The 16559-nt window shown below is 72.2% G+C and carries 15 protein-coding genes; 8 read left to right on the top strand and 7 right to left on the bottom strand.

The window, feature by feature from the left end; genetic code table 11:
* Nucleotides 1–86 precede the first annotated feature (86 nt).
* Both AB0K52_RS10265 and AB0K52_RS10260 read right to left on the bottom strand, forming a co-directional pair.
* On the bottom strand, nt 87–725 hold the full coding sequence (locus AB0K52_RS10265) for a response regulator transcription factor (RefSeq protein WP_363529049.1): 639 nt from the start codon (nt 723–725) through the stop codon (nt 87–89).
* Nucleotides 700–1842, bottom strand: a complete 1143-nt coding sequence (locus tag AB0K52_RS10260; RefSeq protein WP_363529046.1) for a DUF5931 domain-containing protein — start codon at nt 1840–1842, stop codon at nt 700–702. The genes AB0K52_RS10265 and AB0K52_RS10260 overlap by 26 nt, the downstream gene beginning before the upstream one ends.
* 98 nt (nt 1843–1940) lie before the next feature.
* Here AB0K52_RS10260 and AB0K52_RS10255 point away from each other — a divergent pair, with 98 nt between their 5' ends.
* Entirely contained in the window at nt 1941–4454 is a 2514-nt protein-coding gene (locus AB0K52_RS10255; protein ID WP_363529043.1) for an Hsp70 family protein, read from the top strand.
* 159 nt (nt 4455–4613) lie between these two features.
* Here AB0K52_RS10255 and AB0K52_RS10250 read toward each other — a convergent pair whose 3' ends face one another.
* Nucleotides 4614–5549 carry a DUF4349 domain-containing protein gene (locus tag AB0K52_RS10250; RefSeq protein WP_363529041.1) on the bottom strand — a complete coding sequence of 312 codons (936 nt, stop codon included), beginning with the start codon at nt 5547–5549 and terminating at the stop codon, nt 4614–4616.
* 311 nt (nt 5550–5860) lie between these two features.
* On the opposite strand from AB0K52_RS10250, the gene def reads away from it, so the two are divergent.
* Nucleotides 5861–6424 (top strand): peptide deformylase, encoded by a 564-nt coding sequence (gene def, locus AB0K52_RS10245; RefSeq protein ID WP_363529038.1) that lies wholly within the window; start codon nt 5861–5863, stop codon nt 6422–6424.
* Here the strand turns inward: def and AB0K52_RS10240 are convergent.
* Entirely contained in the window at nt 6421–6891 is a 471-nt protein-coding gene (locus AB0K52_RS10240; RefSeq protein ID WP_363529035.1) for a hypothetical protein, read from the bottom strand. The genes def and AB0K52_RS10240 overlap by 4 nt on opposite strands.
* Before the next feature lie 100 nt (nt 6892–6991).
* On the opposite strand from AB0K52_RS10240, the gene AB0K52_RS10235 reads away from it, so the two are divergent.
* The 3 genes from AB0K52_RS10235 to AB0K52_RS10225 all read left to right on the top strand — a co-directional run bounded on the left by AB0K52_RS10235 (nt 6992) and on the right by AB0K52_RS10225 (nt 9480).
* Entirely contained in the window at nt 6992–7609 is a 618-nt protein-coding gene (locus AB0K52_RS10235) for a class I SAM-dependent methyltransferase (RefSeq protein WP_363529032.1), read from the top strand.
* Between the two features lie 116 nt (nt 7610–7725).
* Nucleotides 7726–8262: a tetratricopeptide repeat protein gene (locus AB0K52_RS10230; RefSeq protein WP_363529029.1), complete on the top strand. Its 537-nt coding sequence runs from the start codon at nt 7726–7728 to the stop codon at nt 8260–8262.
* A gap of 57 nt (nt 8263–8319) precedes the next feature.
* On the top strand, nt 8320–9480 hold the full coding sequence (locus AB0K52_RS10225) for an NUDIX domain-containing protein (RefSeq protein WP_363529026.1): 1161 nt from the start codon (nt 8320–8322) through the stop codon (nt 9478–9480).
* Nucleotides 9481–9535: 55 nt separating this feature from the next.
* Here AB0K52_RS10225 and AB0K52_RS10220 read toward each other — a convergent pair whose 3' ends face one another.
* The 3 genes from AB0K52_RS10220 to AB0K52_RS10210 form a co-directional block, all read right to left on the bottom strand.
* Nucleotides 9536–10096, bottom strand: a complete 561-nt coding sequence (locus AB0K52_RS10220) for a hypothetical protein (RefSeq protein ID WP_363529024.1) — start codon at nt 10094–10096, stop codon at nt 9536–9538.
* A 211-nt stretch (nt 10097–10307) separates the two neighbouring features.
* Nucleotides 10308–11096 carry an oxidoreductase gene (locus AB0K52_RS10215; RefSeq protein WP_363529022.1) on the bottom strand — a complete coding sequence of 263 codons (789 nt, stop codon included), beginning with the start codon at nt 11094–11096 and terminating at the stop codon, nt 10308–10310.
* A 109-nt stretch (nt 11097–11205) separates the two neighbouring features.
* A complete protein-coding gene (locus AB0K52_RS10210; protein ID WP_363529019.1) occupies nt 11206–11781 on the bottom strand; it encodes a TetR/AcrR family transcriptional regulator in 576 nt (191 codons plus the stop codon).
* A gap of 162 nt (nt 11782–11943) precedes the next feature.
* Here AB0K52_RS10210 and AB0K52_RS10205 point away from each other — a divergent pair, with 162 nt between their 5' ends.
* From AB0K52_RS10205 to AB0K52_RS10195, 3 genes are all read left to right on the top strand, one after another.
* Nucleotides 11944–12762, top strand: a complete 819-nt coding sequence (locus AB0K52_RS10205) for an HAD family hydrolase (RefSeq protein ID WP_363529016.1) — start codon at nt 11944–11946, stop codon at nt 12760–12762.
* 191 nt (nt 12763–12953) lie between these two features.
* A complete protein-coding gene (locus tag AB0K52_RS10200) occupies nt 12954–14984 on the top strand; it encodes a translation factor GTPase family protein (protein ID WP_363529014.1) in 2031 nt (676 codons plus the stop codon).
* Between the two features lie 157 nt (nt 14985–15141).
* Complete coding sequence (locus AB0K52_RS10195; RefSeq protein ID WP_363529011.1) at nt 15142–16467, top strand: M14 family zinc carboxypeptidase; 1326 nt, start codon at nt 15142–15144, stop codon at nt 16465–16467.
* Nucleotides 16468–16559: the final 92 nt, after the last annotated feature.

Here is a 16559-nt window from a genome sequence, read left to right as displayed (position 1 = left end):
AAGCGCATCGCGCATCGGCGCTTCTACTCAAAATGAGGGGCCGAAAGTACTCAGCGCCGCCGGGGTCGCCGGCCGCCGCGGCATGCTCAGTCGCCGTCGATGCCCTGCTCGATCGCGTACCGCACCAGCTGCGACCGGTTGTGCAGCTGGAGCTTGGAGAGGATGTTCTGGACGTGGTTCTGCACGGTCCGCGGCGACAGCGTGAGCCTCGCGGCGATCTCCTTGTACCCCAGACCCTTCGCGACCAGCCGCAGGACCTCGGTCTCCCGTTCCGACAACTGCGGCCGCTCCTCGGGCTCGGGCGCGTTCGCCAGCCGCCGGTACTCGCCCAGGACCAGGCCGGCCAGGCCCGGCGTGAACACCGCGTCCCCCGCCGCCACCCGCTCCACCGCGTCGGCGAGCTCCGCGGGCGACGCCGACTTCACCAGGTACCCGCGCGCCCCGGCTTTGATGGCCTCCAGCACATCCGTCGACTCTCCGCTCGCCGACAGCACCAGGACCGCGGTGGGGCAGTCCTCGCCCAGACCCTGGAGCACCCCCACCCCCGAGAGCCCCGGCAGCTGCAGGTCCAGGATCGCCACGTCCGGTCGCAGCGACCGGATCCCGTCCAAGGCCGCCCGGCCCTCCCCGAACACCGCGAGCACCTTGTGCCCGGCCCCGGTCAGGTCCCGGCCGATCGCCTCTCTCCATATAGGATGGTCATCGACCACTACGAGCGTCGCCACGGGCACCTCCCGCCTCAGTCTCGACGCGCGGCACCCGCATCTCCACCTCCGTGCCCTCCCCGGGCGCCGAGACGATCTCGGCGCTCCCGCCCAGCTCCCTGATCCGGCCCCGGATCGATTGCGCCACACCCAGGCGGCCCTCCGCGGCCGCCGCCGCCAGCCGCTCGGGCGCGAACCCCGGCCCGTCGTCGCGCACGCTCACCGTGACCGCCTCCCCGTCGTCCTCCAGCAGCAGCCACACCCGCGTCGCCGCAGGGCAGTGCTCCCGCACATTGTCGACCGCGCTCGCCACCGCCGCCGCGAACTGCCGCGCGGTCTCGGCCGGCAGCAGCACCGGCGTCGCCGGGGCCGCCACCGTCACGTCCGGCCCCTCGTGGCGCCCGAGGAGCTCGCGCAGGTCCCGCTGCCCGTCCAGCGGCCGCCGGTACGACGCGGACCGGATGAGCGCCCGCAGCGCCTCCTCCTGGCGCCCGGCGAGCCGCCCCAGTTCGGCGGCCTCGCCGCCGATCTCGCTGCCGCGCCGCTGCACCAGCGCCAGCACCTGGAGCACCGAGTCGTGGATGTCCCGCGCCAGCCGCTCGCGCTCGCGCGCGGCCGCGTTCCGCTCGGCGGCCTCGCGCATCCGCTGCTCGGCGACGACCCCGAGCCGCACCAGGTGCCCGGCCGCGAACCCGGTGAGCACCAAGAGGACCGCCTCGTTCACGGTGCTGGAGTGGACGCCGCCGCGGAAGGCCATCCCCGCGACCGCCACCACCGCGCCCGCGATCGCCCCCGACCGCCTGCCCCAGGCCGCGGCCCACGCCAGCACCGCCCCGGCCATCCACGGCCCCACCGACACCGGCACCTCGCCCCCGGCCCGCGCCAGCGCCCACGATGACGCCGCGACGGCCGCCACGGTCACCGCCAGGTCCGCGTACAGCGCCTTCGGCTCGTACCCGCGCCGCCGGTACCACTCGGTCGCCGCCCACGTCCAGACCAGGAGCACCACGACCAGCAGCGCCCCCCAGACCGGGCGCAGGAGCGAGTCGAACGCGAACGCGCCCAGCAGGATCGGGTAGCCGAGCGCGACGAACCGGAACACCGTGTTCGCCCGCCGCAGCTGCACCTGAATACCCACCCGCGCATTCTCCCAGGCGCCCCGGAAGCACACGGGTCCAAGCGGAACCGCGGTTCCCTACATCCCATCCGCTGGACCCAGGTCACTACAGTTGCGGCATGTCCTTCTCCAGCCCCCGACCCGCCTCGATCAGCGTCGACTTCGGCACCTCGCACACCGTCGCCACGATCCGCCGCGCCGACGGACGCGTCCACCAGCAGCTGTTCGACGGCTCCCCGCAGCTGCCCTCCGCGGTGTTCATGAACGACGAGGGCGGACCGGTCGTCGGCGCCGACGCCGTCCACTCCGGCCGCCGCAAGCCCGACCGGTACGAGCCGAACCCGAAGCGGCGCATCGACGACGCCCAGATTCTCCTCGGCGACACCGAAATCCCCGTCACCAGCGTCATCGCCGCGGTCCTCTCGCGCGTCGCCCGCGAATGCGAGCAGACCCTCGGCGCCCTCGGCCCCGTCACCGTGACCGTGCCCGCCGCGTGGGGGCCGACCCGCCGCCATGTGGTCGCCGACGCCGCCACCGCCGCCGGACTGGGCACTGTGGACCTCGTCGCCGAGCCCGTGGCCGCCGCCAGCTACTTCGTCGAGACCCTCGGCGCCCATGTGCCGCCCGGCTCCGGCGTCGTCGTCTACGACCTCGGCGGCGGCACCTTCGACGCCACGGTCCTGCGCCGCGCCACCACCGGCTTCGACGTGCTCGCCGTCGACGGCGCCCCAGATCTCGGCGGCCTCGACTTCGACCAGGCCCTCGCCGAGCACCTCGCCAAGTCCGTCCAACCGGACGACGAGCGCTGGCGGCGGCTCACGAGCCCCGCCGAGCCCGCCGACCTGCGCCACCGCACCGCATTCATGGACGAAGTGCGCCAAGCGAAGGAGCGGCTGTCCCGTTCGGCCTCGACCGAGCTCACGATCCCGCTCCTGGACATCGACGTCCACCTCACGCGCGACGAGCTGGAGGAGGTGTGCACGCCGCTGGTCGAGCGCACCCTGCGCGTCACCCAGGGCGTCATCCGCGAATCGGGCCTCGCCAAAGAGCAGGTCGCGGCGTTGTTCCTCGTCGGCGCCGCGAGCCGGATGCCGCTCGTCGCGAGCCTGCTGCACCGCGAGCTCGGCATCGTCCCCTCCGCGATCGAGCAGCCCGAACTCGCCGTCTCCGAAGGCGGCCTGGTCGCCCAGCACACGGTGAGCACCCCGATCTCGGTCCCGAGCCCGGCCCTGCCGCCGCAGACCGCCACCCCCATGGCGGTCCCCGCGCCCGCCCCGACCGGGCAGACGATGCGCCTGCCTCATCCCTCGGCGCCGCCATCGCAGCCGACCCCGCAGGCGGTGGCCGCGCCGCCCCCGCCGCGCACCCAGCCCCACCCCGGCTCGCCGGTCGCGCCGAGCCACATGACCGGTCCCGTCCCGGTCCAACCCGGCTACCCGACCGGGCCGGTCCCGCCGACCGAGAAGGGCCCTTGGATCAAGTCCAAGCAGGGCGTCATCGTCCTCACCGCCGTAGCGGTCGTGGCCGTGCTCGCCTTCGCCGCCATCGCGATCCCAGCGGTCCTCGGCGAACGCCGCGACGGCCAGGACTCCGCGCTCGAGGACGCCCAGAGCACCACTGGTGAGGCCACTCAGGACGGTGCCGAGACCACCGGGGACGAGACCGACGGCTCGGCCTCCACCGGCGACGACGACGGCCTCGTGGCGCTCGCCGAAGCCGCGCAAGGCGACCTCGTCGCTCGGATGTCCACCCAGCACGTGGGGGCCATCACCCAGCTCGAAGTCGCCCAGCTCGAAGGGAGGCCGGTCGTCCTCACGGGCGGCGAGGACGCCATCGTGCGCATCTGGGACCCCGCGAGCGGCGAGCTGATCGGCCAGTACCGCGGCCACGAAGGCGCGATCCAGAGCCTCGGGGTCGTCCCCGACGCCGACGGCCGCGTCGCCGTCTTCTCCAGCGACGGCACCACGGACGACACCTGGTACCTCGACGACCCCGAGACCGCCGTCGCCGACCGCGAATCCCAGTACGACACCATCTACTGGTACGGGCTGTGGGACGGCACCCCCGCCTACGCGACCGACTACGAGGTGAAGCAGCTGTTCACCGGCAACGTGATCACCGACATCTCGACCTCGTACGGCTACGGGCTCGCGTTCTGCGAGGTCGACGGCAACTTGCGCGCCGTCAGCCACTACGAGAACCGCGTGGTCGTCACCGACCTCGCCAGCGGCGAGCCCGTCGGCGGCACCTTCGACCAGCTCGCCTACGAGATCATGGCGCTCGCCGCCGGCCAGGCCGCAGGCAAGAGCCTCGCGGTCACCGTCACCGGCGAAGGCACCGTGCAGGCGTGGGACCTCGCCGCCGCCGAGCCCTACGGCGTCGCCGCGCAGGAGCTCTACCAGACCGTGAGCGGGCTGCGCGTGATCGAGATCGACGGCAAGGCCGCGGTGCTCGCCTCCGGCGACCAGGGGTTGAGCCTGTTCGACATCGAGACCGGCGCCCAGATCGGCGAGAGCTTCGCCGAGCACTCCGGCGATGAGGCGCTGACCGCCGCCGAGGTGCTGGAGATCGACGGCCACCAGGTCGTCGCCACCGGCACCGGCATGGGCCAGATCGAGGTCTGGAGCCTCTAGGGCCCGTCCTGCGAATCAGACCGACTTCACGCGCAGCAGGTCCTCCAATGCCTCCTCGGCATCGGGAGGACCTGCTGCGGTATCGGTGGAGCGAGCAAACCCTCGCGTAGCGGGCGAACGGCTCGGCGGTCACCGTCCGCCGGCCCCTCGCCTCGAGTCTCACTGCTCCGGCGGCGTGACCGGCAGCGGCGGAGCGGCGGGCACGGGTGACGCCGGACGGTCCGGTCGCGCCTGGCGGCGCTTGCGCGCCAACCGGATCGGCACGATCACGGCGGCGGCCGCGAGCGCCGCGACCGGCAGGAACGGCAGCAGCACCCCGATCACGACCGAGACCGCCACGAGGACGCCCCACGCGCCCTTGGCGCCCACGACCAGGCCGTCCCAGAAGTTCGCCGGACCGGCGTAGCCCTCCTCGCGCTCGTCCGGCACCGACGGTGTGACCACGGTGAAATCGATGGTGGACAAGGCGACCCGGTCCTGCAGGTCGGCCAGTTGCGACTCCAGGGACGCCAGCTCGCCCTCGCGCTCGGCGAGCTCGGACTCCAGATCGAGGATGGCGCTCACCGAGGTCGCCTCGGACAGCAGCGCGCGCACCCGCTCGACGCTCGCGGTCTTCGTCGCGATGTGCGCCGCGAGGTCCACTGTGGCTTCAGTGACGTCCTCAGTGGTCACCGACCGGTACCGCTCCTTCTCGGCGAGCCCTGACAGGCCGTCCATCGCGGCGTCGAAATGCTCCGACGGCACCCGCAGGACCAGGTGGGCGCTGCTGTACGACGCCTCCTCCCCGGTCGCTCGGTCCCGCTCGTCGGCGGTCACGAACCCGCCGAACGACTCGGCGAGGTCCCAGGCGTGCTCGGCGACGCCCTCGGCGTCCTCGTCCTCGACATCGAGCACGGCCTGGTAGATCACGGCCCGGTTGTCCGTGTCGACCTGCGGATTCGCGACGCCGCCGGGCGCCTCGGGCTCGACGGCGTCGGCCGCCTCCGGTGCGGCCATGTCGTCGCTCTGCACGCCCGATTCGCCGCCCGCGCTCGAGCAGCCGAAGAGGAACAGCGCGGCCGCGACGAGCACGGCGGCGGGTCTGAGGAGTCGCATGGCAAGCCTCGCAAGGGGTCAAGGGGTGGAGCGGCGGCGCCGCCGGTGTCTCCAATGCTCGTCCCGCCGCGTCACGAAACGACTACGGCAACCTCTCGAACGGTGACGGGCGGGCATCAGTGCCACTAAGACGCCCGGCGACCGCCGCGCGTTCCCTCCCGCGCGGAACCTGCTCCCCGGAAGCGCCGCGAATCGCCGAGTCTGCTGCAATAGACTTGCAATAACGGGGCGGATGTGTGACATGTGATATGCCACCGCCCCGGGCGGAACGACCCCAAGAGGGAGACCGATTGGCGGACAAGGAGACACCGGTGACCGACCACGAACACGACGCCCCCGCCGACGCGACCGGCCCCGTGCCCGGCGAACGCGGCCGGGCGCACCCGATCACGCGGTACGGCGAGCCCGTGCTGCACCGCGCCTGCGCCCCCGTCGAGGCCTTCGACGACGCGCTGGCGGAGCTGATCGAGGACATGTTCGCGAGCATGTACGCGGCCAATGGCGTCGGCCTGGCGGCCAACCAGATCGGCGTGGACGCCCGCGTGTTCGTGCTCGACTGCGAGGACGCCCAGGGGGAGCGCCACGTGGCAGCCGTGGTCAACCCGGTGCTCCACCTGCCGCCCGCGCCCCGCGAGCTCGTCGTCGACGACGAGGGCTGCCTCTCGGTGCCCGGCGCGTTCGAGGACACGCCGCGCTCGGCCACGGCCGTCGTCGAGGGCTTCGACGGCGAGGGCAAGCCGGTGCGCATCGAGGGCACCGGCACCCTCGCCCGATGCCTCCAGCACGAGTACGACCACCTGGAAGGCACCGTCTACGTCGACCGCCTCCCGAAGAAGGCCCGCAACCGCGCCCTCGCCGAGGCCGGCCTCGGCTAGGCCCCGAAGCGGAACCAGCGGTTGGCGGCGGGCGTGAAGAGGCATGCGGCGGCGGCGATCGGCAGCGCCACGAACTGCAGCAGCCAGACGCCCGCCATCGCCATGTCGCCGTTCTCGCGGTAGAACGGGTCGGTCGCCATCGGCGCCAGGTACGCACTGAACACCAGGGCGCTCGCGGCGCAGACGGCGAACGCCGCCAGCCGGGCGGCCCAGCCGCGCCTCCCCACCCGGAACGCCAGGAGCGGCAGGCTCACGACCGCGAGGTTGAGCACTGCCGTCCCGGCGACCATGTCGAGCCTGAACACATGGTCCTCAGGCGGGAAGAGGGACGTGTAGAGGTAGGGCCCGAAGGTGCAGAGCCCGGCCGCGAACAGGACCCACAGGAGCGTCTGCGCGGCGGTGACGGCGCTTGGTCTGGCGGCGACCCCGGAGTCGTTTTCGATTGCGGCAGTGGCACTCTCTGTCACAGGTAGCCCTCTCGTCGACAGCTGTGCGGCGGTCCGGGCCACGATAGTGAAGCGGTGCCAGCGCCGCCGCCCGTCGCACCCCTCTGGCATCATCGGTCGTATGGACTACCAAGAGGTCAAACGGGATCTGCGCCGCTCCTACGACGCCGAGGCAGACGCCCGCGCGGGCATGGATGACACACCCTGGAAGGCCTTGGAGCGCCGCCGGTTCGCCGGGCGCCTGCGCGAGACGGACGCGGCGAGCCTGCTCGAGATCGGCGCGGGCCACGGCATCAGCGGCCGGTACTTCGCCGACGAGGGATTCAAGGTCACCTGCGTCGACCTCTCGCCCGAGCTCGTGTCGCACTGCCGCGCGAACGGCCTCGAAGCGGCGGTGATGGACTTCAGCGACCTCGAGTTCGCGGACGGCTCCTTCGACGCCGTGTTCGGCATGAACTGCCTGCTGCACGTGCCGAAGTCCGAGCTGCCCGGCGTGCTCGCCGAGGTGCGGCGCGTCCTCGCCCCCGGCGGCTGGTTCTACTGGGGACAGTACGGCGGCCAGGACCACGAAGGGGTGTGGGAGACCGACCGGTACGAGCCGAAGCGGTTCTTCTCGTTCTTCACGGCCGCCGCCATCGAGAACCTCGCATCCGAGCACTTCGACCTCGTGGAGGCGAACTACACCCCGCTCGAGTCCGCCGTCGACCAGTACCAGGGGCTCATCCTTCGCAGGCGGTGAACCCGCCGAGCTACGGTTGATGCAGGGCTTGGGGCTGGGCAAACGCCCGGCCCCGCTCTATCCTCGCCACAGGCCGCCTCGCGGCCCATCCCAGGCGCGGAACGGGGGACACGCCATTGTCTGCTGAGCAGCAACAGATCGCCGAACTCATCGCGACCGGCAACGACGGGCGCATGTACGCGACCGAGCCGGACCGCCTGCGCCGCCTCGTGCGGTACGAGCTCGCCCGCGAGGAGCGGCTCTCCCAGCCCGAGCTGCGGCAGGCGGGCGTCGGGCTGATCGCGCTGGGGGAGTACGCCGAGGCGCAGCGGGTCCTCGCCGAAGCCGTGTCCCGAGCCGCGACGGCGCACCAGCGCGTCGCGGCCCTCATCAACCTCGGCGACGCCTACCGCTACCCCGGGGAGCTCGCGGAGGCCGAGCCGCTGTACGAGCGGGCCATCGAGATCGCGCAGGCCGAGAGCCCTCACACCCTCCACTTCGCGCTGCAGCACTACGGGAAGCACCTCATCGACGCCCGCCGCCCGCACCTGGCCGTCGAGGTGCTCGCCGAGGTGCTGATCATGCGGCAGAAGCTCGGCGACCCGGCCCTGATCGCCTCGACCCAGGACGCCTTGAGCGCCGCCCGCGCGGCCGTCGGACAACGTACGATCTGAGGCGCTGCCAGGCAGCGTACGATCTGACACTCCGCACCGCCGAAGCAGAGGAGCGCCATGACGACGACCCCGACCACGGACGCACGCCCGGAGGCGATCGGCCTCGCCCGCCTCGCCGACATGCTCCGGGCCGAAGCCGCGAACGGCCTCTACTGGGGTTGCGGCCCTGATGAGGAGGCCCGGCTGCGCGCCGTGCGCGAGCACGCCGCGGCACTGCTCGCTCTGGTCGACCACCGGCCGTCCGACGAGATCCGGGCCATCTTGGCGTCCGACACCGGGCTGCGGACCCCGATCCCCGGCACCGAGTTCCGCATCGAGTGCGGCGACGGCAGGCGGCTGGTCCACCGCCGCCGGTTCCGCGAGGACACCCTCGCCCAGCGCCTCGCGGCGGCGGCCGCCGCGCTCGGCGCCGACGTCCCCGACCGGCCGGTCGCGATCGCCGACACCGACCTCGCGGACCTGCCGTGCCCGCACACCTACCTGCTCGTCTACGAGTTCGCGACCGGCCTCGACGCCGACGCGGCCGAGAAGCTGCTCGACCCGGCCGACCCCGACCTCGCCGGCGAGCTGCCGACCTTCGCCCCGGCCGACAGCGCGGTCGCGCGCGACCGCGGCCCGCTGCGCGTGTCGCGGGACGCCAAAGCGATCCTCGACAAGGTCGCGGCGGTGGCCCGGGAATCCCTCGCGTCCGAGACGAGTCCCTATTCGATCGAGCGGCACCACCGGATCGCCGCGCACTGCGCGCGCGCCGTCGCGGCCGACCTGGCGTACCTGCGGATCGACTGCGGCGACCTCGCCGCCTTCGGCATCGCGACCGGCGCGGATGCCGTGATCTTCGACGACGAGGGCCGCGTCCTGGTCATCGAGCGCACCGACACCGGCCAGTGGGCCGCGCCCGGCGGCGGCACCGAGGTCGGCGAACCCGTCGCCCTCGCCGCGATCCGAGAGGCCTTCGAGGAGACCGGCCTCGACGTCGAGCTCACCGGACTGTCGATGGTGTTCGACAAGCGGGACACCGCGCTCGGCGACAGCCGGATGCCGATGATCATGAGCTTCACGGCGCGCCGGACCCGCCCCGGCCAGGAGATCCGCCTCGCCGAACTCGAAGCGTCCGACCACCGCTGGATGACCGAGGCCGAAGCGGCCGAAGCGGACCTGTTCAAGGGCCACGAGCTGCGACTCCCGGTCGCCTTCGCGGGCAACCGGTCACAGGTGTGAGACGAGGGCGGGTCCGGAGCCGACCGGCTCCGGACCCGCCCTCGACGCGCCGCCCCTAGAAGATCAGGCCGTCGCAGGAGACGTCGAGGGCCTCGAGCGCCGCCGCCTCCTCGTCCGAGCCCTCAGGGGTGCTGTAGTACTCGTTGAGGTCGTCGATGCACGCCCGCAGGGTCTCCGCCTCGGCGGCGGGGCCCTCCAACTCGGCCACCTGCGCTTCGGCCGCCTCCAGGTCGTCCTGTAGCTGCAAGATCTGCTTGTCGCGGTCGTCGACCCGGGCCTCCACGTCCTCCAGGTCGCCGTTGGCCTTGAGCCACAGCGCGATCGAGACGGCGGCCGCGGCCAAGCCCACGGCCATGAGGGTCGCGAACAGGATCACCGCCGGCGACTTGCGCGGCGCGGCGGGCGGGGGCTGCAGCAGCGGCTGCGTCCCGAACGCCGGCTGGGCGGGCACGCCCGGGGCCGGTGCGCTGGGCTGCGCGGTCATCGGGGGCGGGCCGTACCCTTCGGCGTACGGCTGCTGCGGCTGCAGCGGGGAGTACGAGGGCGGCACGCTCTGGGGCGGCTGGGGATCGCTCGGACCGCCGAGGTGGTAATGCGGGGGCGGGTCGTAGGCCATGATGGGCTCCTTCAAGGGAGGGTCGGGGTCCAGGGTAGAGCGGCCGTGCGAATCGGACGGCACTACCAGTGTGACGACAGGGAACCGTGACCGGTCACCGCCGTTACCCAAACTTGACATCACGGACCTGCAACGGCTGGGTCCTGAGTGGCGGGAGCGGGCGCGGGTCCGCCCGCGCCCGCTCTGATCCGCAACAGCGGCCGTTCGACCGCTACGCGACCTTGAGGGTGCCGCCGTCGATCACGTGGTCGGCGCCGTGGATGTTCGCCGCCCGGTCCGAGAGCAGGAACGCCACCAGGTCGGCGACCTCCTCAGGTTCGCCGATGCGGCCCGAGGCGATGCCGATCTGGCCCGGGAGCGCGTCGAGGAGGTCGCGGTGCGCGACTCCGAACGCCTCGGCCATCTTGCCGCCGAAGCGCTCCTCGTCGCGCCACAGCGAGGAGCCGATGACGCCGGGCGAGACCGTGTTGACCCGCACGCCCTGCGGCGCGAGCTCTTCGCTGAGCCGCTTCGAGAAGCTCGTCAGCGCGGCCTTGGCCTCGCTGTAGCCGACCGGGCCGATCGCCGGCAGGTGCTTGTTGACCGAGGAGACGTTCACGATCGCGCCGCGCCGCTCGACGATGCCCGGCAGCGCCGCCTTCGTGGTCCACACCGCGCTGAACAGGTTGAGGTCGAAGACCGTGGCCCACTGCTCGACGGGGACGTCGAGGAAGCCGCCGACGGCCATCCGGTCGGCGTCGCCGCCGCCGACGTTGTTGACGAGCAGGTCGATCCCGCCGACCGCGTTCACCGCCTCGGCGACGATGCGCTCGGCGCCCTCCCTGGTGGACAGGTCGGCGCTGACGGTCGCCGCGGCGGCCTTCTCCAGCTCGGGGGTGATGGTCCGGGCGGCGCCGACGACGCGGACGCCTTCGGCCGCCAGGGTTTCGGCGATCGCGAGGCCGATGCCGCGGCTGGCGCCGGTGACGAGGGCGGTCTTGCCGGTGAGTCCGAGTTCCATGTGGATGCCTTTCCGTAGTTCTTGAACTTGAGGTCAAAAATAAGGGCGAAAAGAAGGCCCTCTCGCGAGGGCGCGCCGCGCTCAAGGCGGCATCGTCACCGCGCCGGGGTCACAGGCCCGCCAGCGCCGTGTCGATGATGCGGTGCAGCACCGCTCTGTCGTGGGTCTGCGTCATGACGCGCAGCCCGACGACCGTGTTCATCAGGAAGTGCGCCTGTGCCTCCGCGTCGATCTCCTTGGCGACGTCGCCGTCGCGCTGGCCCCGGCGGAGGCGCTCGGCGAACAGCCGGATCGTCTCGTTCGTCATGCGCCGCACCGACTCGGTCGCCTCAGCGTCCTTGCCGCCCAGCTCGAGGGCGGTGTTGGCCGCGAGGCAGCCGCGCGGCGCCGGGAGGCTCAGGTCGGTCTCGATCAGGAGCACCAGGTAGGCGCGGATGCGCTCCTTCGCGGTGCCCGGCTCGTTCAGGAAGGCCTCGGTCATCGCCGACCCGGCCCGCCCGTACAGCTCGAGCGCCTGGCTGAACAGCTCCCGCTTGGAGCCGAACGCGTGGTACAGGCTGCCCTTGCCGACGCCGGTGGCCTCGGCGAGGTCCGCGGGGGAGGTCCCCGCGTAGCCCTTGGTCCAGAACGTCTCCATCGCCTGCGCGACGGCCGCGTCCGGTTCGAAGTTCTTCGGCCTGCCCATGACCGGAACCCTACAGCATTCTTGACCCAGCGGTCAACAACGGGGTCGGGTGCGGCGTTCCGCGGCGGCGAACGCGCTGGCGCGCAACCGGTCCGAAGGTAGCGGTGATCGTGCCGCTTCGTACGGTTGCCGGGGGTTGCCGGTCCGGGCGATACTGGTCGCGTGCTCAAACCCCTCGTCATCGCCTCCGATCTGGACGGCACGCTCCTCTCCCCGGGAGGCGCGCTGTCCGAGCGGACCCGCGACGCCCTCGCGGCCGCCCGGGCCGACGGCATCGCCGTCGTCGCCGTCACCGCCCGCACGCCTTACGGCGTCGACATGCTGCCGGACCTCCTGCCGCACCTCGACGGCGCGGTCTGCGCGAACGGCGCGATCGTCTACGACCCGGCGGCCGGCCGCATCCGCATCCTCCGCTCGATCCGCCTCTCCCAGGGCCGCAAAGTGGCCGCCGTGATCGCCAAGCGCCTGCCCGACGCGGTGTTCGCGGTGGAGACCGGCATCGGCATCGTCGGCGAGGAGCCCTACCGCGCCCTCGTCGGCGCCTCCAACTGGGAGTTCGCCCCCAATGCGGACGGCGTCTTCAAGCGCGTCAAGCGGGCGGTCAAGATCAAGGTGTACTGCGCCGAGCGCACCGGCGAGGAGATGGCCGCCGCCGTCGAGGGCGCCGACCTCGGCGGGCTCGCCATGTGCCACTGGGGCGACTTCGGGATGCTCGACCTCAACGCCCGCGGCGCCGACAAGGCCTTCGGCCTCGCGACCTGGTGCAAGGAGCGCCGGGTCGGGCCCGCCGCGGTGATCGCGTTCGGCGACATGCCGAACGACGCGCCGATGCTCGCCTGGGCGGGCCGTTCGTACGCGATGGGCGACGCCCACCCCGAGGCGATCGCCGCCGCGACCGACCGCACCGCCACCAATGGCGAGGACGGCGTCGCGCAGGTCATCGAAGGCCTGCTCGACAGCGACACGGCGGCAGCCGCCTGACCCGCGCGACCCCGCGCCCGAAATAACCGTTTGCACTCCTTTGGCCGGTCTGCTGGAATGTGCGGATCGCGGCAGCGCGCGGCCTCCGGGCCGCCCCCGCCCGCCGCGCCCACTTCGAGAAGGAGCCGGAATGCGCCAACAGTTCATGTCACTCAGGAACCGTCACCACGATTTCAAGGACATGACCGCTGTTGCGCACGCTCAATCTCGGGATCCTCGCCCATGTCGACGCAGGTAAGACCAGCCTGACCGAGCGGCTGCTCCAGGCCGCCGGGATCATCGACGAGGTCGGCAGCGTCGACGCGGGCAGCACCCGCACCGACTCGCTCGACCTCGAACGCCGCCGGGGGATCACCATCAAGTCCGCGGTGGTGTCGTTCACGCTGGGCGGCACCGGTGTCAACCTCATCGACACGCCCGGCCACCCCGACTTCATCGCCGAGGTCGAACGCGTCCTCAACCTGCTCGACGGCGCGGTGCTCGTCGTCTCGGCAGTCGAGGGCGTCCAGGCCCAGACCCGCGTCCTCTACCGGGCCCTGCGCCGCCTCGGCGTGCCCACGGTCGTGTTCGTCAACAAGATCGACCGCGCCGGCGCCCGCACCGACGAGCTCGTGCGCGACCTCCGCGCGAAACTCGACCCGGCGATGGTCGCCGTGGACGCTGTCGACGGCCTCGGAACCGCCGCGGCCGAGAGCAAGCCCCGCGGACGCGACGCCGCGTACACCGAGGACCTCCTCGGGGCCCTGCTCGACAGCGCCTCCGACGCCGAAGCGGGTCGCGTCAACGACCTCCTGAACGCCTATCTCGAGGAAACGACCCCCGCCGGCCCCAGTGGCATGTCACATGTCGCGCGTGACGCGGCACTGGACGCGGCCTTCGCCGAACGCGTCGCGCTGGCGCGGGCCCACCCGGTCCACTTCGGTTCGGCGATCACCGGCGCCGGCATCGACGGCCTCGTCGCCGGGCTCAGCCGCTGCCTTCCCGGTTCGGAGGGCGACCCCGCCGGGCCGCTGTCCGGCACCGTGTTCAAGGTCGAGCGCGGTCCGGCGGGGGAGCGGATCGCCTACGCCCGCCTGTTCTCCGGCGCGGTCGCCGTCCGCGACCGGGTCCCGGTCGGCGACGGCCGCGAAGGCAAGGTCACCGGCATCAGCGTCTTCGAGGACGGCGACGACCATGCCCGCTCCCGGGCCGAGGCGGGCCAGATCGCCAAGCTCCGCGGTCTGGGCGAGGTCCGCATCGGCGACGCGATCGGCCGCCCGCCGAAACTGCGCACCGAGCACTTCCTGCGCCCCGCACTGGAAACGGTCGTCGCGCCCCTCCGCGACCGCGACCGGCCGGCCCTGCACACCGCTTTGACGCACTTGGCCGAGCAGGACCCGCTCATCGGCCTGCGCCACGACGAGTCGCGCCGCGAACTCTCCGTCTCCCTATACGGCGAGGTCCAGAAGGAGGTCATCGGCGCGACCCTCGCCGAGGAGCACGGCCTCGAGGTCGACTTCCGCGAATCGACGGTCATCTGCGTCGAACGCGTCACCGGCAGCGGCGAAGCGGTCGAGGTGACCGCCAAGGCCCCCAACCCGTTCCTTGCCACCGTCGGGCTGCGGATCGAACCGGGCCCAGGCATCGACTTCCGGCTCGGCGTCGAACTCGGCTCCATGCCGTTCGCGTTCTTCAAGGCCGTCGAGGAGACCGTCCACGACACCCTCCGCGAAGGCCTGCACGGCTGGCAGGTCGAAGGCGCCACGGTCACCATGACCCGCTCGGGCTACTGGGCCCGCCAGTCCAGTGCCCACGGCGGCTTCGACAAGAGCATGTCGAGCACCGCTGGCGACTTCCGCAGCCTCGTGCCGCTCGTGCTCATGGACGCCCTCCGCCAAGCGGGCACGGTCGTCTGCGAACCGCTGCACCGCTTCAGGATCGAGCTGCCCGCCGCCGACCTCGGCGGCGTCCTCGGCGCGCTCGCGAAGCTCCGCGCCGTCCCCGAGCCGCCTGAGATCCGCGGCTCCCGCTGCGCGCTCGAAGGCACGATCCCGGCCGGGGCCGTCCACGGACTCGGCCAGCGCCTGCCGGGCCTGACCAGCGGCGAAGGCGTCCTCGAGAGCGTCTTCGAGCGGCACGAACCGGTGACCGGCCCGGTCCCGTCGCGGCTGCGGACCGACGCCAACCCGCTCGATCGCGAGGCCTACCTCCTCGCGCTCACCCGCCGCGTGACCGGCGGCTGAAGCGCACGAGCTCGCAAAGTCCGAAATGGAATCCATTGTGTCCCAATATGTTGCCTATTTGAGGATTTGGACCGCAAATGTATGATTAGGTTCCCTTGACCGCCCCTTCGTCCCGTCGGCACCCCCGGCGGCACGAGAACAGAACGGACACAAGCGCATGAAGCGAAGGCTCGTCACCGCGAGCGTCGCGCTGGGGGTCGTCGTGGCCGCCACCGGCGTCGCCACCCTGACCGCCCAAGCCGATCCGATCGAACCGGCAAGCGACGAACTCGCCACCTGGTCGGTCGACCGACTCACCCCCGAGCAGGCCGCCGAACTCGAGCGGCTGGGCTTCACCCTCGCCCACGACCACGGCGACGAATCCCACATCATCGGCGACCAAGCCCTCGCCGACGCCGCCCGCGACCTCGGCTACGACCCCGAATTCCTCGACACCGTCTACAAGGACGTCCCGCTCGCCGCCGAGCAGGAGGGCACCTACTACGGTGGCTACCGCACCGTCGACGCCTACGAAGCCGACCTCAAGGCCCTCGCCGACGCCAACCCCGACCTCGCCAGCCTCCACGACATCGGCGACTCCTGGCTCAAGACCCGAGGCGAGGGCGGACACGACGTCTACGCCATCTGCCTCACGAAGATCAGCGCCGGCGACTGCGAGACCGACCCCGACTCAGCCAAGCCCCGGTTCTCCCTCATCGCCCAGATGCACGCCCGCGAGATCGCCACCGGCGAGGTCGCCTGGCGCTGGATCGAGAAGCTCGTCGACGGCTACGGCACCGACGCCGAGGTCACCGAACTGCTCGACACCACCGAAGTCTGGGTCGTGCCGGTCGCCAACCCCGACGGCGTCGACATCGTCGCCTCCGGCGGCGACGACCCGATCCTCCAGCGCAAGAACGCCAACGACGCGAACGGCAACTGCGGCGACCGCCTCGGCGTCGACCTCAACCGCAACGCCACCTTCGAATGGGGCGCCGACTCCACCAACCCCTGCTCCGAGACCTTCCAAGGCCCCACGGCGGGGTCCGAGCCCGAGACGCAGGCCGTCGAGGACTGGCTCCGCGCCCTCCACCCCGACCAGCGCGGCGAGAACCCCGCCGACGCCGCTCCCGCCGACGCCCGCGACGTGTTCATCACCCTGCACTCCTACGGCGAGTACATCATCGTCCCCTGGGGGTACACCAGCGACCTCGCCCCGAACGACGGCGCACTCCGCGCCCTCGGCGAGGCCATGTCCCAGTCCAACGGCTACTTCGTCGGCACCAACGACGACACCGTCGGCTACAGCACCAGCGGCACCACCGACGACATGGCCTACGGCGAACTCGGCGTCGCCTCCTTCACCTTCGAGATCGGCCCCGACACCGGCAACTGCGGCGGGTTCTTCCCCGCCTACTCCTGTGTGGACGACAGTCTCTGGCCCGAGAACGAGGGCGCGCTCATGACCGCCGCCCAGGCCGCCGCCGCGCCTTACGCCGGCTAGCGGCGCGGGTCCCGGCGGTGGGGTGACACGGCCGGGACCCGCAACCACCCCATGCGCCCGCCCTGTCGCCCGGACCAACCCGCGCAATAGGA

Source organism: Glycomyces sp. NPDC049804 (assembly GCF_040674615.1).
In the GTDB taxonomy this organism is placed as follows: Bacteria; Actinomycetota; Actinomycetes; order Mycobacteriales; family Micromonosporaceae; genus Glycomyces; species Glycomyces niveus.
This window is presented reverse-complemented; position numbering and strand designations above follow the sequence as displayed.